This is a genomic window from Saccharibacter sp. 17.LH.SD (assembly GCF_009834805.1).
Lineage (GTDB): Bacteria > Pseudomonadota > Alphaproteobacteria > Acetobacterales > Acetobacteraceae > Saccharibacter.
In genome coordinates this window covers 224,045-237,890 of record NZ_WVHO01000010.1, presented here as the reverse complement: position 1 = coordinate 237,890, position 13,846 = coordinate 224,045, and the positions used below count along the sequence as shown (strand labels likewise).

The following is a 13,846-nucleotide window of genomic DNA, read 5'->3' as shown; positions in this document are numbered from 1 at the left end:
CTCTCTCGATGTCTTGTTCTGCAAAGATTAGGGAAGTTCTCGTCCCTCTGGAGCCCCGTAGGTGAGATAGTGGCTGAGAAGCCCAGCTTCATAGACGACTGTATCAGGATGGCACTCCCGGTAACGTTTTGCGTCCCAATAACGGACATTCTTTTTCCCGGGTTCTTGTAGCAGCACATCATTACCTTGAAAGTAGAGCTGTACTTCATTTTTATACATGGTGTAATAGTCTGCTTGAGTTCCCAGCAGGAGATGAACCAAATGTCCGCCTGGAAGAGCACGGCGGGCATGTTCTCTGAGAAGCTCTTTGTCAGTGACATTCTCAACTTCTAAAGCAAGTTTAGCGCGTGCATTGCGGATCATCTCACGATAGGGGCGATGGTGATTATGCAGGTAGGTAAAGCGCGTTAAGAAGGATTCAGGCACTTCACTGGAAGTAGGAAAGTGGTGACCGTTATCGATTCGGGCGCCACAGCGTGCAGGAACAAACCCTTTAGGGAAAAAACGGTTAGGGGCGTACCATCCCTCTCTATTGGGGACGTTGAAGAGAGAAAGGCCGATGGAAAAAGCACCGCGATAGGATTTTAGACGCTCAAACTCGGCATGAATATCGCGTGCATCGAGGGACAAGCCGCCCTCTGTGAAGACGCACAGTGTTTCATCACAATCGACCGGGAGGGCAAAATCATACTCCTCATCATGGTCGAGAGAGGCAATCACATTGTTGTAATGCTGCCCTTTCATTTGAAAATCGACCGGTCTATTCAGGTCACGTCGCACATGGGCGCCGCGATATTCTGCTTCATTAAGAAGGGAAATGGTAAATTTATCGCTGGAACCATTATCGAAAATTAGAAGGTTTTCCATGCCGAAAATTTGGCCGTAATGCGTTAACCACCGCGCTAAGCGAGGTCCTTCATTTTTCTGCATCATCATAACCTTGACAATGGCCATCCTATTTTTCCTTCTTTTTATAGCAATCTGTCGGAGAGGTTGTTTGCCGCAGAGGGGCCGTCGCTGTATGCTTGCCTGAAGATAACCGACTGATCCAGCAGGGAAACAGCGTGGCTGACGAAATTATTCAGGAAATTAATGAGGAGCTGCGAGCACAGCGCCTTCGGGTTGTGGCACGTCGTGTCGGAGCTGTGCTTGCGGGGGTGGTGCTTGTTGGGGGCATCGGGGGTGGCGTGTGGGGGTGGCGTGTGCACGCCCTTCATATGGCCCAACATGCGGCTTCGGAACGCTATTTGGAAGCCATTCAATCGCTGAGCAAGCATGGCCCACAGGCTAGGACGAGCGCGCAGGCTGAGCAAAAGGCAGAAGAAACGTTTACCGGTTTGGCACAGCATGGCCCTGACGGTGTAAGAAGCTATGCGGCTATGTCTCTTGCTGATATAAAGCAGCGCCATCACGAGGGAGCGGCGGCTCTTTCGCTATGGAAACAAGTAGAGCAGGACAAAACATCTAATCCAGCATTAAAGGATATGGCGGTGTATCTCAGCCTTAATGCGCAAATGGATACGGCAAAGCCAGAAATGTTACGGTCAGGCTACGAGGAACTGGTTAAAAAAGGGGGAAGCTGGGCTTCTCTCGCGCGGGAAGGTTTGGCTGTTTTAGATATGCGCCCAGGCAGCACAGACGCTCAGCGTGGGGAAGCACGCCGTTTATTACAAGAAGTGCGGTCTTCACCTGATAGTGGTGAAGCATTGCGTGATCGGGCAGGGTTGTTGTTACAGACGTTGGGAGATGCTGGATGATTCGTCGTTTTCTTGCTTCAGAGCCCAAGCGCAAAGGGGCAAAAGGGATGCCTCGGCGTGAGGCTTTGAAGGCCGCTTGCGCTAGCGGAGCGCTTTTGGCTTTGGGTGGGTGCGATCTGTTTAGTGATGACGGGCGCAAGCAAGCTCTGCCCGGACGGCGAATTGACGTGCTTTCAACAGGGGCTGGGTTAAGTACTGACTCCCATAATAAACTCTCCGTAAGTTTGCCTTCTGTTCAAAATGTTACGGAATGGTGTTTTGATGGGCGTGTACCCTCGCATGAGGCTGTTAATGCGCGGTGGTCCGGTGGGACGAAGCAGCTTTGGCACCATTCAATTGGGGCTGAGGTCGATCCGGTTAGCTATATCGCGATGATCGCCATGGTGCCGAATCGTCGCGGTGCTTTGCAATCGCCGCCTGTCATTGGCAATCAGCGTATTTTCACCACAGACGCGCAAGGACATGTGCGGGCGTGGAGCTGGCCGCAATTGGATTTGTTGTGGCATTATCAGCCTGCTAAGCACACGCGTTCAACCAATATCGGTGGTGGAACGGCCTTAGTCGGCGATACGCTTTATATCGTTGATGGTGTTGCCCAAGCTTTAGCTGTGGATGCCGCAACAGGGCGGCGGAAATGGGCTGTTGATCTCGTAACGCCAGGCCGTTCAGCACCAACCATTAAGAATGGTTTGATGGTTTTCTCAACCATTGATGAGCGTCTTTATGCTTTGGATACCGCAACGGGCCATCAAGTATGGACGTATCAGGCAACGGAAGTCAGCACCGGTATTTTCGGACAAGCAACGTCTGCCATTGTGGATGGGATTGTGTTGGCTGGTTTTGGCAGTGGTGATCTTGTAGCTCTGCGTGCAACCTCTGGTGAGGTGGTGTGGAGTGACAGCTTAGGTGGCGGGAATGGTATGGGCGCCATGCTAGACTTCGCTTGTGTACGGGGTGCTCCCGTTATTGCTGATGGTACGGCCTATGCGGTGTCAATGTCCCAAGTTCTTGTGGCGATTGATATGCGTTCGGGGCGTCGCTTATGGGAGCGTGAAGCCAGCAGTCAGAACTCACTTTGTGTGTGTGGGGATTGGCTTTATGTCATCTCGCTTGATCAACAACTTGCCTGTTTAGATCGGCTTTCAGGCCAAGTAGCGTGGGTCACGCAGCTGCGTCGCTTTGAGCATGAGGACAGTCAGAAGGGGTCTGTCCAGTGGGTTGGGCCTTTACTCGTTAATAATCGCATTGTGTGCTTCTCGTCCCTTCCGAAAGAGGGAATGGTTGTGGTGAATGCCATGACAGGGCGTGTGGAAGCACAAACTGCAATACAAGCTTCTTGCCAGGTACCGCCTATTGTCTGTGATGGGCAGGTGCTAGCACTGACACAGGATGGTGTGCTACGCGCATATGGTTGAACATAAGAAAGAGGGCGATTTGCCCGTTGTTGTGGTGGCGGGTCGCCCAAATGTTGGGAAATCAACACTTTTTAATCGGTTAGTTGGGCGTCGTCAGGCGATTGTGTCCGACACGCCGGGTGTGACGCGTGACCGCAAAGAAGGTGAAGCTTTATTGCGTGGGCGTCGTGTGAAGCTCATTGATACGGCTGGGTTAGAAGAAGCGGCGCCTGAGACGTTGTTTGGGCGGATGCGTGCATCATCTGAAAAGGGGATTTCCCAAGCGGATTTAGTGGTTTTTTGCGTGGATGCACGTGCAGGTATCACCCCTGCTGATGCTCATTTTGCGAGTTGGTTGCGCCGGCAGAATAAGCCGGTGCTTCTAGTGGCTAATAAAGCAGAAGGGCGTGCGGGAACGGATGCGGCGTTAGAGGCCTATTCTCTCGGGCTTGGAACGCCGCTGGCCCTGTCGGCTGAACATGGGGAAGGTATTGCCGACCTTATGTCCGCCATTGTGGATCGTTTACCAAAAGAAAAGTCCGCAGCTAATCATGAAGATGGCGAGGTGGTTCGCCCGCTTCGTATCGCTATTGTCGGGCGTCCCAATGCGGGGAAGTCAACCTTGCTCAACGCGTTGTTGGGAGAGGAACGTTCCATTACCGGGCCAGAGGCAGGCCTCACGAGAGATGCGATTAATGCGCAGCTTGAAGATGAGCATGGCCCGATTGAGATTATTGACACGGCGGGGATGCGTAAACGAGCGCGTGTGCAAGAGGGGCTGGAGCGGGTCTCTGTTTCTGCGTCGATTGAAGCCATGAAAATGGCGGAGATTGTCGTGCTCGTGCTGGACGCAACGCGTGGTGTTGATGAGCAAGATTTGCAGATTGCGCGTTTGATTGAGCGAGAGGGGCGTGGCTGTGTACTCGCGCTTAATAAATGGGATACGGTTGAAGACCGACAAGCGACCCGACGTGCGGTGAGTGACCGTATTGAAATCTCATTGGCGCAGATGCGTGGCATCCCCGTGGTGACGTTCTCGGCATTGACGGGAGAAGGGCTCCATCGATTCTTACCAACAGTGCGTCGTGCTAGTGAGGTATGGAACGCACGTGTGGGCACAAGTGACTTAAACCGTTGGTTTGAGGATGCGCTAGAGCGCCATCAGCCTCCACTCGTTGATGGGCGACGGTTAAAATTGCGCTATATTACACAGGTAAAGTCACGCCCTCCTACCTTTGTGATCTTCGGGACGCGCGCTGAGCAGGTGCCAGAAAGTTATAAACGTTATCTTATCAATGGTTTACGAGAGACGTTTCATCTGCCAGGAACACCTATACGTCTGCAATTACGTGGAAGTCGCAATCCATATGTAAATCAAGGCGACAACAAGTAGAAGTAAGTCTATTGATGTAAATTTACCGTGGCATGGGCCAGGAGAAGAACCTTCTCCTGGCTTGTTCTGCGTGGAGGAATCGTGGGCTCGTCAGCGATTCTAGAATGAGGAGAAGAACATGGTTGGGGTGCCAACAACATCCCGTAGCGAGGGAGACGTAACCTCACAACGGAGCACGGGGCGGGCGACTGTTCTGGGTATTTTAGCAGCTTTGTCTGGGCTGATGTTTGGGCTGGATACAGGGGTCGTTGCAGGGGCTTTGCCTTTTATCGCGACGGATTTCCATGCCAGTACGGCCATGCAAGGTTGGATTGTTTCTTCCATGATGGCGGGGGCAACTTTTGGTTCCTTATTCGCCGGGCGGATTTCGGTTACATTCGGGCGCACTGGGGCTATGTTTGGCGCCGGTATTCTCTTCCTCATAGGTACGTTGCTGTGCGCGTTGGCTCCTGGAGTGACGCTCTTAGTGATAGGGCGTATTTTCCTCGGCCTTGCTGTAGGGGTCGCGGCGTTTGCGGCACCGCTTTATATTTCTGAAATCACCGTGGAATCTGCGCGCGGAGCGATGATCTCGCTCTATCAATTGATGGTTGCGCTGGGGATTTTTCTCGCTTTTGTCTCTGATAGCGTGTTGTCTGACGGAGGACATTGGCGCTGGATGTTAGGGATTATGATGGTCCCAGCGTTACTCTTCGTCATTGTGGTGCTTATTCTTCCTCATAGCCCGCGCTGGTTAATGATGAAGGGCGCACATGATGAAGCGCGAAGTGTGCTGCATTTATTGCGGTCAGATGAAGAAGTCGCTGAAGCAGAGCTGCTTGATATTCGTGGACGTTTAGAAAAAAGTAGTGATGCCGGGTTTGGGCTTTTTCGCAGTAATCGGAATTTCCGCCGTTCAGTGTTTCTAGGCGTTGTTCTGCAAATTATGCAGCAACTTAGCGGGATTAACGCGCTGCTTTATTACGCGCCGCGTGTGTTTGAAGCGGCACATTTTGGGACAAACGCCTCGATTTGGGCGACCACTCTGGTGGGGCTAACCAATATGGCCTTTACTGCTGTGGCCATTCGGTATGCGGACCGTTGGGGGCGTCGTCCTCTATTGATTATGAGTTGTTCGATTGTAGGTGTGTCTTTGCTTGGAGTGGCTATCATCTTGGGGCTAGGGCATCAAAGTACGGTCACGGCTTTTATTCTATGTGGGCTTATTCTTCTTTTCGTTGCAGGATTTGCCATTGGTGAAGGGCCGCTTGTGTGGGCATTGTGCTCGGAGGTTCAACCAACACGAGGGCGTGATTTTGGCATTGGTTGCTCAACAGTGACAAACTGGGCTGCAAACTGGGTAATTTCCAGTATTTTCCCACTTTTGATGTTGGCTGCTGGTGCGTCTTGGACATTCGTCTTATTCGCTCTCTTCAATGGTATTTTCCTTTTGATAACGTTAGGGTTCGTGCCGGAGACTCGTGGTGCGTCCCTCGAAAAAATTGAAACCAATCTTTTTTCAGGCAAAGCGTTACGTAAATTAGGAGAGTAAAAGAGTGGGCGACCAAACAGTAGATATCAGTTTAGAGGGAGAATATGACCCGGAGCGCCATGCTGGCCTCTATGGGATACAACGCCTCAAGGCGATGACTGCTGTTTTGCTCGCCCTTTTACTTTCTGTTCTTGATTATGCTGTAGCCAATGTTGCGTTGCCGAGTATTGCTTCTGACCTACATTCTGCACCGTCGCAAGCAATCTGGGTGATCAACGCGTATCAGCTTGCCAGTTTGGCGTGTTTATTGCCCCTTGCGTCGTTAGGCTCTCGGATTGGCTTTGGACGGATGAGCCAGATTGGTATTTTGGTCTTCTTGGTCGCGTCAGCAGCCTGTGCACTTTCACAAAACATGCTCGAACTGACCCTTGCGCGCGCTTTGCAAGGGGTTGGGGGATCATGTGTAATGAGTGTTAATATTGCGCTTGTTCGCTTTATTTACCCTCACAAGTTGATTGGGCGTGGTATTGCGATCAATGGATTATTCATTGGGATGGGCGTGGCACTTGGGCCAACTATCGGGTCATTTATTCTTTCTGTTGCCTCGTGGCCATGGATTTTTTGGGTAAATTTACCGCTGGGCGCGATAGCGTTTATTCTATCCAGCATGGCTCTTCCAGAAACACCCAAGAGTTCTGTGAAGACGGATGTTCCGGGGTCGTTGCTTACAATTCTATCGTTTGCCCTAACGGGTATTGGGCTTGATAGCCTCATGCATGGGGATTTTGGGCCAGGGGTTGTGCTGTCAGGGGGCAGTTTAGTGAGCTGGTTCTTGTTGCTTCGTTGGCAAAAAGGTCGCGCTGAGCCGATTGTGCCTCTGGATTTGCTAAAACGTGGCCCGTTTCTTATTGCATGTTTGGTTAGTTTCTTTGGGTTCGTTGCTTCCAACCTTTACATTGTGGCAATGCCCTTTACGCTGACGGTGGCCTTTCATCGTAATCCTGCGACGGTGGGTTTATTGATTGCGCCCTGGGCTGTTGGCACAGCGTCAATGTCTTTTGTGGTCGGGCGTGTTGCAGACCGTTTTCCTGCGTCGATGTTGTCATCCATTGGGTTATGCGTAACGGCCTGTGGTTTTCTTCTCCTTGCTATATTGCCTGAGCATGCGAGTAACGTTGATATCGCGTGGCGGACCTTAGTGGCGGGAATGGGATTTGGGTTTTTCCAACCCCCTAATAACCGTGCCATTATGGTAACGGCACCTCCAGGGCGTGAAGGGGGGGCGAGTGGTATGTTGTCTGTCTCACGTCTTTCTGGTCAGACAACAGGAGCCTTGTTTGTCGCGGGGTTGTTTACTCTTTTCCCGCATCCGGCCTTTATTTGCTTAGGGGCAGCAGCGTGTGTGGCTGTGCTTGGGGCAAGTCTGAGCGCAGCGCGAGCGGTTTTTAAAGCTAAAGTGGTGCGTAAAACAATTTAGCTGTGCGTTAGGGAAGAGTTAGAAAACTCTTCCCATAATGAAGCCAAGGGCGAGCAGAATACCGATAGGAATGTTTTGGCGGAATTTCTTGAGGCAATCTGGTGCATTATGTGGGGCGAGGGAAAAGCCCTGAAAGAGCAGCCATCCCGCAGCGGGAATGAAGCCGAGCCAAAAGAAAGGCGTTAAGTGGGCGCGTATCGCACTCAGAGTGAAGAGAAACAGCGCGGTGGCATAGCAACCACTTACAAATAAACTGGCGTGGTTCAGCATACGGCGTGAGGTGGATTTAACGCCAATTCGTGCATCGTCTTCCATATCTTGAAAGCCGTAGATGGTGTCAAAGCCAAGTTGCCAGATAATGACGCCGGCATAGAGAAGACTTCCCGTGAGATCGAACGAGCCTGCACTCGCGATATAGCCCATAGGGGCCGCGAAACCGAAGGTGAAACCCATTACGAGTTGAGGCCACCAGGTGAGACGCTTTGCCGCAGGATAGAGGGCAACAAGAAGCAGAGCCAGGGGCGCGACAGCCCAGCATAAAGGTGGGAGAGCGAGAAGAATAATCAGCCCGATGAGCAGGAGGAGCGCTAAAAAGCCGAAGGCTTGGCGTACAGAAAGAGCCCCACTTGCTAGAGGGCGCCCAGCGGTACGAGAGACGCGTGCATCAATATCGCGGTCCCAAATATCATTCACGATGCAACCTGCCGACCGCATGACAATAGAGCCAATGGCAAACAGGATAGTGTATGCAATCCGCGTTTTGAGGGAGAGACCCGGTGGGAGGAAGATACCAAACACGCCGGGAAGGAAGAGAAGCCAACTACCAACAGGGCGATCCAACCGCGCTAAAAGAGCATAAGAGTGCCATGGTTCTGGAAGCTTCGCGATAAAGCCATCACGGCGAATATCGGTATGAAAAGAGGGGTCAGCCATGCAGTGCGAGATCCATCAGAGTGATTATGAGGGTAATTTATTGAAAAAATTCAAATGTGAAAGAAGGATCTGGTTTCACGCTAGAGAAGAAGCTATCCAGGATTTATGAGTCGAACAGATCCACGTCTTTATTGTGATTATGCGGGTTCTGGCTGGACTGACGGTCAGGAAATCCCTCTCTCTGCGGGGCATGCCCATTATATTGGGAAGGTGATGCGCCTGCAGCCTGGTCATGAAGTCCGTCTTTTTAACGGTCATGATGGCGAATGGCAGGCTGCCATTGTTGGGTTGCAGCGGCAAGGCGGCGGTGTGCGGTTGGTCGCGCAGGTGCGCCCACAGCGTGAGACGCAAGGTTTGGAGCTTCTGTTCTCGCCTTTGAAGCGTGACGCCACAGAGCTTGTGATACGCATGGGGACAGAGCTGGGTGTGACGCGTTTTCGTCCCGTTGTGACGGCACGGACCAATACCCATCGTTTGAATTTGGATCGTTTGCGCCTGATTGCTCAAGAAGCGGCAGAACAATGTGAACGTTTGGATGTGCCAGAGCTTATGCCGCTTGAGCCGTTGGCGGCTGTGTTGGCGCGTTGGCCAAGCCGTCGTCCCTTGGCAGTGGCGCTGGAGCGGCAAGGAACGGGGAAGGCTCCTTCAGATTGTGCGGCATATTTAGTGGGGCCAGAAGGAGGTTTTTCAGAGGAAGAGGTGCAGCGTCTCCGCACGCATGAGGCTGTGAAAACCTTTTCTCTCGGGGCGCTTATTTTACGCGCTGAAACAGCCGTAGCGGCAGGCTTGGCACAGTTAACCATTCTTTGATATGGTTTTTTTGACGATGTCATTGCGGTATGCCAAGAGAGGAGAAAGAGCCTCTTGAGGCGATTTGAGTTCCCTTTTGCAGAGAGGGGAGACGGGGTTGTATTTCCTTATATACTCCTAACCCTACGCCGATGTGATTTATCCTTAAGGTTTTCAAAGAATGTCCAACCCCGGTGAGAGCAATACATCCCCGATCGAAAATCGTGACCAGCTTGTAGAGGTCTTAGCGCGGGGGATTAAGCCGCAGTCTCAATGGCGTATTGGTACGGAACATGAGAAATTTGGCTTTGTGCTGCCTGACCGTGCGGATGAGGGGCGCCCTGCTTTTTCAGCACCGCCTTACGTGCCTCAGGGAATTGGCGCATTATTAAAAGCCATAGAAAATAATGAGTGGCAGCCTATTTATGACGAGGAGGCCATTATCGGCCTGAAAGGGCAAGGGGCGCAAAAAGGACAGTCAATTTCGCTAGAGCCTGCAGGGCAGTTTGAGCTTTCCGGGGCACCGGTTTCTACGGTGCATGAGACGAAGCAGGAGATGGACGCGCATTTTGCATTGTTGCGTCGTCCAGCTGAGGCATTAGGGCTTGGTTTTGCTCCCTTAGGGTTTCAACCGCTTTGGGCGCGGGATCAGCTTCCTTGGATGCCAAAAAGCCGTTACGTGATTATGCGCCGCTATATGCCCCAGGTCGGGCAACGCGGTTTGGATATGATGCAGCGTACGTCGACCGTGCAGGTGAATCTCGATTTTGGGGATGAGGCGGACATGGTGCGTAAAATGTGCGTGTCATTAGCATTGCAGCCTCTCATCACTGCGCTGATGGCGAATTCTCCTTTTGTTGAGGGGAAACCAACCGGGTGGCTTTCCAACAGGGCATGGGCTTGGTTGGATACAGATAATCAACGTAGTGGTCAGCCAGATCTTTTCTTTGCGGATGATTTCGGTTTTGAGCGGTATGTTGATTGGTTGCTCGATGTACCGATGTATTTTGTAAGCCGTGATGGAAAAAATATTGATGTTGCGGGGCGTTCTTTCCGGCGTTGGATCGCAGGGGACGCACAGCCTGGTCTTGAAGGATTAACACCAACGATTGGTGATTTTGAGGATCATCTGACCACGGCTTTCCCTGACGTACGTTTAAAGCAATTTCTTGAGATGAGAGGGGCTGATGCGGGGCGCCCTGATATGATGGTGGCGCATTCTGCCTTATGGGTTGGGCTTCTTTATGATTCTGCAACACTTCACGCGGCGGAAGCTCTTGTGAAGGAGCAGCCCTGGTCTGTGTATCAGCAGCTCCGCAATGAGGTCCCGCGTCGGGCGATGGAAGCAGAATTCCCTGGTGGGTTGCATGGCTTAGCAAAACGCGTTTTAGCCTTGGCAGAGCAAGGATTAAAGGCGCGCGGGCAAGGGGAAGAAACTTATTTAGCGCCCTTGCATGAGATTGCTTCTGGCGCCCCCACACAGGCCGAATATTGGTTAGAGCGTTATCATAATGAATGGCAGGGTGATGTGCGCCCTATTTTCACAGAAGCAGCGATTTAGAAGCAAAAGGGGATAATCAAAGAGTGTCAAAAATGATGAGACGTTTGCCCTTAGCGTTGATGGTCTGTTTCTTAGGTGGAGGCTATAGTGCTCATGCCCAGTCTGGTGTGACGCTGACGCCTACACAACATATGTGGGTGCATCGGATTGAAGAGAGTTTGGCGCATACGAGAACTGTGCAAGCACGTTTTCATCAAGTAACACCAGATAATGGGCAAGCGAGTGATGGTGATGTGACATTAGAGCGGCCGGGGCATATGCGTTTCAGCTATGACCCGCCAAGCCCATTATTGCTTGTGGCAAACCAAGGAAAAGTTGTCTTTCAAGACCGAAGCATTGATCAAATTACGACGATCCCGCTTCAACGGACTCCCTTGGGGTTGTTAATGCAGCCTAATCCCCGTTTTTCTGGGGATGTGACGATTACAGGCTTTTCGCAGGATAGGAATATGATCCAGCTTAAAGTTATTCGCACAGCGTCACCAAGTGAGGGGGAGCTTACCCTCTTTTTCACGGCGAGTCCGTTGGCCCTGCAAGGGTGGGATCTGTTTGATACCCAGGGACATCAAACACAGATTCGCCTCTCTAATATTAAAGTAGGGGGCTCCGTTAAGCCGGAGCTATTTACTCTACCGAAGGCAGATTAATCCTTTTTGTCGTTATTTCTTAGAGAGTTCAAGGGCGCGGCTATAGACGGTTCGTTTAGGTAGATTGACAATACCCGCAACGAGGGATGCTGCGTCTTTAACAGAGTGCTTGCTGAGCGCCTCGAGTAACAGCTGGTCTAAGTCATGCGCGCCCGTGTCTTCCTCCGGTGAGGGGCCAATAAGAAGAGTAATCTCACCGCGGGGAGCATTTTCGTTAAAATGCTCTGCAAGCTCTTCTAATGTCCCGCGAATCATTTCCTCAAAATGTTTTGTCAATTCACGCCCAACAGCCGCAGGGCGGTGAGAACCGAAGACATCTTGCAAGTCTTGAAGGGTTTCGCAGAGACGACGAGGGGATTCATACCAGATTAATGTTGCGCTAAGGCCTGCTTGCTCCGTGGCGCGAAGGGTCGCGAAAGAGTGTTTGCGCGCCTCACCGCGTGGAGGAAACCCGAGAAACATAAAGGGAATGGGGGGAAGGCCGGACAAACAGAGAGCCGTGACGGCAGCATTGGCGCCGGGCGTGCTGGTTACTGAGATGCCTGCTTCGATCGCTGCCCTTACCAGACGATATCCAGGGTCGGATACGATCGGCGTGCCTGCATCAGAGACAAGTGCTAATGTCTCCCCATTATGTAATCGTGCTAATAATGACGGTAAACGGGACTGTTCATTATGGTCATGAACGGGCAATAAGGTATTTGATATGCCATAATGTCGAATAAGCTTCGTGGTGACGCGTGTATCTTCGCACAAAATGGCGTTAGCATCGCGTAAAGCGTCAAGAGCACGTGTGCTGATGTCAGCTAAGTTACCAATGGGTGTTGCCACGAGGACAAGCTGCCCAGTAGGCATTGTGGCAATAGATTTTTCATTTTGGAGGGTATTATATGGTTTCTCAGACATCAGTATCCTCGGTGGGCCGCTTTGCTCTTCATTGCCGTCATGAACGGGCTGATGGCAAAGGGATGAATTGGAAGCTGGCGTGCATGGCCAGTGTTTTTCTTGCCTTGGGGGCCTGCTCGGGGGGAGATGATTCTTCATCCCATATAACACCGACGTCTCTTTCAGGAAATAACGCAACATCGCCGGGTGAGCAGCGCATCGGTTTGATTTTGCCGTTAAGTGGCCCATTGGCTCGTATTGGTGCACGCATGCATGATGCTGCGCGTTTAGCGTTGCCATCCGGCAAAATGCCACCAATGGATGTGTTTGATAGTGGGGTAGCGGGCGGTGGTGCGACCAAAGCAGCGAGTGAGGCGATTGCAGCGGGGGATCGTTTGGTCCTAGGGCCTTTGACCGCAGGTGAGACGGCACAGGTGGCTGAGATTCTACAAGGCCAGAATATTCCAGAACTCGCTTTTACGAGTGACGTTCAGCAAGCTCGACCTGGCGTGTGGGTTATGGGGGTGACGCCTGAGCAGCAAGTAAGACGCCTTGTTGAAGCGGCTGTTGCGGAAGGGCGCAAACATTTTGCAGCATTCTTACCGGATAATGCTCTTGGTCATGCTCTAGGAGAAGGGCTTGAGGTAGCCTGTCAGGAAGCCAATGTAGAACCGCCTAATGTGGTTTTCCATGCTGATAGTGCAGAAGATATTTCTCAGAAAATGGCTACGCTTTCTGAGATTTCGACGCGACGTCCGCAACAAGATACCCTATCGCCCATAGATGTGTCTTATGGTGGGGAGGAAGGACCTTCGGCGATCAATCCAGTATCGGATTCATCAGATGATGCGGCCTCTTCATCTCAGAAAAAACCATCGACAGCTGCAGCGAATCCTTCTGTAACCCCACCGCCTTTTGATGCTCTTTTGCTTGGCGATACAGGCATTAATTTGGCACGTGTGATCACGGAGATGAAAACAGATCAAGTTAATTCATCGACGGTTCGCGTGTTGGGGCCGATGTTGTGGCGGTCCTTTGATGGCAAGTTGGGGGATCTACACGGCGCTTGGTATGTTGCTTTTGGTCAAAAGCAGCGGAGCGGTTATGTCCGGCAATATCAAGCCATGTACCATCAAGCTCCGTCTCCTGTGACCGATTTTGCGTATGATGCAGCGGCATTGGCCGGTGCTCTTGCGCGGCAGGATAAGCTGGATACCGAAAATCTAACGCGTTCCGATGGTTTTATCGGGGTGAATGGATTGTTTAAATTACGCACGGACGGTCGTGTCACGCGCGAATTAGGCATCTACCAAATTTTACCAGGTGGTGGCGGGCAGTTGATTTTGCCAGCATCGCAGATGTTCCATCCAGCAGCCTCAGTGCCTCAGAAGGCAAAAGAAGCTGTCTCTCCTGTCGCATCTCCCAAGGTGAAGAAAAGCACAACACCGTCATAAAGGGAGTGTAAGCCATATAGGCATAAGAAAAGCGACCCATTTGAGGTCGCTCTTCTTATGGAGATTACACAGGATGAAAAAAAGA

At 51.6% G+C, this 13,846-nt stretch carries 12 protein-coding genes; 9 read left to right on the top strand and 3 right to left on the bottom strand.

Translation table 11 applies throughout. The features are described from left to right. Positions 1–27: 27 nt before the first annotated feature. Positions 28–954, bottom strand: coding sequence for a glycosyltransferase family 2 protein (locus GS501_RS05685; RefSeq protein ID WP_160830901.1), 927 nt, complete (start codon positions 952–954; stop codon positions 28–30). 110 nt (positions 955–1,064) lie between these two features. Here GS501_RS05685 and GS501_RS05680 point away from each other — a divergent pair, with 110 nt between their 5' ends. From GS501_RS05680 to GS501_RS05660, 5 genes are all read left to right on the top strand, one after another. Then, entirely contained in the window at positions 1,065–1,757 is a 693-nt protein-coding gene (locus tag GS501_RS05680) for a hypothetical protein (protein ID WP_370517946.1), read from the top strand. Continuing rightward, on the top strand, positions 1,754–3,172 hold the full coding sequence (locus GS501_RS05675) for a PQQ-binding-like beta-propeller repeat protein (protein WP_160830899.1): 1,419 nt from the start codon (positions 1,754–1,756) through the stop codon (positions 3,170–3,172). Before GS501_RS05680 ends, GS501_RS05675 begins: the two co-directional genes overlap by 4 nt. Next, positions 3,165–4,544, top strand: a complete 1,380-nt coding sequence (der, locus tag GS501_RS05670; RefSeq protein WP_160830898.1) for a ribosome biogenesis GTPase Der — start codon at positions 3,165–3,167, stop codon at positions 4,542–4,544. The genes GS501_RS05675 and der overlap by 8 nt, the downstream gene beginning before the upstream one ends. Positions 4,545–4,662: 118 nt before the next feature. Then, complete coding sequence (locus GS501_RS05665) at positions 4,663–6,075, top strand: sugar porter family MFS transporter (protein WP_160830897.1); 1,413 nt, start codon at positions 4,663–4,665, stop codon at positions 6,073–6,075. Positions 6,076–6,079: 4 nt separating this feature from the next. Then, positions 6,080–7,492, top strand: coding sequence for an MFS transporter (locus GS501_RS05660; protein WP_370517945.1), 1,413 nt, complete (start codon positions 6,080–6,082; stop codon positions 7,490–7,492). 18 nt (positions 7,493–7,510) lie between these two features. Here the strand turns inward: GS501_RS05660 and ubiA are convergent, their stop codons facing one another. After that, positions 7,511–8,425: a 4-hydroxybenzoate octaprenyltransferase gene (gene ubiA, locus GS501_RS05655; RefSeq protein ID WP_160830896.1), complete on the bottom strand. Its 915-nt coding sequence runs from the start codon at positions 8,423–8,425 to the stop codon at positions 7,511–7,513. A 105-nt stretch (positions 8,426–8,530) separates the two neighbouring features. On the opposite strand from ubiA, the gene GS501_RS05650 reads away from it, so the two are divergent. From GS501_RS05650 to GS501_RS05640, 3 genes are all read left to right on the top strand, one after another. Then, complete coding sequence (locus tag GS501_RS05650) at positions 8,531–9,235, top strand: 16S rRNA (uracil(1498)-N(3))-methyltransferase (RefSeq protein WP_160830895.1); 705 nt, start codon at positions 8,531–8,533, stop codon at positions 9,233–9,235. Positions 9,236–9,395: 160 nt separating this feature from the next. After that, the gene (locus GS501_RS05645; protein WP_160830894.1) at positions 9,396–10,775 is read left to right on the top strand and encodes a glutamate--cysteine ligase; all 1,380 of its coding nucleotides are present in this window, start codon (positions 9,396–9,398) and stop codon (positions 10,773–10,775) included. Between the two features lie 32 nt (positions 10,776–10,807). Then, positions 10,808–11,422 (top strand): outer membrane lipoprotein carrier protein LolA, encoded by a 615-nt coding sequence (locus GS501_RS05640; RefSeq protein ID WP_160830893.1) that lies wholly within the window; start codon positions 10,808–10,810, stop codon positions 11,420–11,422. 12 nt (positions 11,423–11,434) lie between these two features. On the opposite strand, the gene rsmI is transcribed toward GS501_RS05640, so the two are convergent. Further along, positions 11,435–12,277, bottom strand: coding sequence for a 16S rRNA (cytidine(1402)-2'-O)-methyltransferase (gene rsmI, locus GS501_RS05635; protein ID WP_160831102.1), 843 nt, complete (start codon positions 12,275–12,277; stop codon positions 11,435–11,437). 35 nt (positions 12,278–12,312) lie between these two features. On the opposite strand from rsmI, the gene GS501_RS05630 reads away from it, so the two are divergent. Next, positions 12,313–13,761, top strand: a complete 1,449-nt coding sequence (locus GS501_RS05630; protein WP_237442440.1) for a penicillin-binding protein activator — start codon at positions 12,313–12,315, stop codon at positions 13,759–13,761. Positions 13,762–13,846: the final 85 nt, after the last annotated feature.

Excerpts from the sequence above, each read along its gene's own strand:
- GS501_RS05665 (WP_160830897.1), top strand. The coding sequence starts at position 4,663 with ATGGTTGGGGTGCCAACAACATCCCGTAGCGAGGGAGACGTAACCTCA.
- ubiA (WP_160830896.1), bottom strand. The coding sequence starts at position 8,425 with ATGGCTGACCCCTCTTTTCATACCGATATTCGCCGTGATGGCTTTATC.
- GS501_RS05650 (WP_160830895.1), top strand. The coding sequence starts at position 8,531 with ATGAGTCGAACAGATCCACGTCTTTATTGTGATTATGCGGGTTCTGGC.
- der (WP_160830898.1), top strand. The coding sequence starts at position 3,165 with ATGGTTGAACATAAGAAAGAGGGCGATTTGCCCGTTGTTGTGGTGGCG.
- GS501_RS05630 (WP_237442440.1), top strand. The coding sequence starts at position 12,313 with ATGGTTTCTCAGACATCAGTATCCTCGGTGGGCCGCTTTGCTCTTCAT.
- GS501_RS05640 (WP_160830893.1), top strand. The coding sequence starts at position 10,808 with ATGATGAGACGTTTGCCCTTAGCGTTGATGGTCTGTTTCTTAGGTGGA.
- rsmI (WP_160831102.1), bottom strand. The coding sequence starts at position 12,277 with ATGCCTACTGGGCAGCTTGTCCTCGTGGCAACACCCATTGGTAACTTA.
- GS501_RS05675 (WP_160830899.1), top strand. The coding sequence starts at position 1,754 with ATGATTCGTCGTTTTCTTGCTTCAGAGCCCAAGCGCAAAGGGGCAAAA.
- GS501_RS05645 (WP_160830894.1), top strand. The coding sequence starts at position 9,396 with ATGTCCAACCCCGGTGAGAGCAATACATCCCCGATCGAAAATCGTGAC.
- GS501_RS05685 (WP_160830901.1), bottom strand. The coding sequence starts at position 954 with ATGGCCATTGTCAAGGTTATGATGATGCAGAAAAATGAAGGACCTCGC.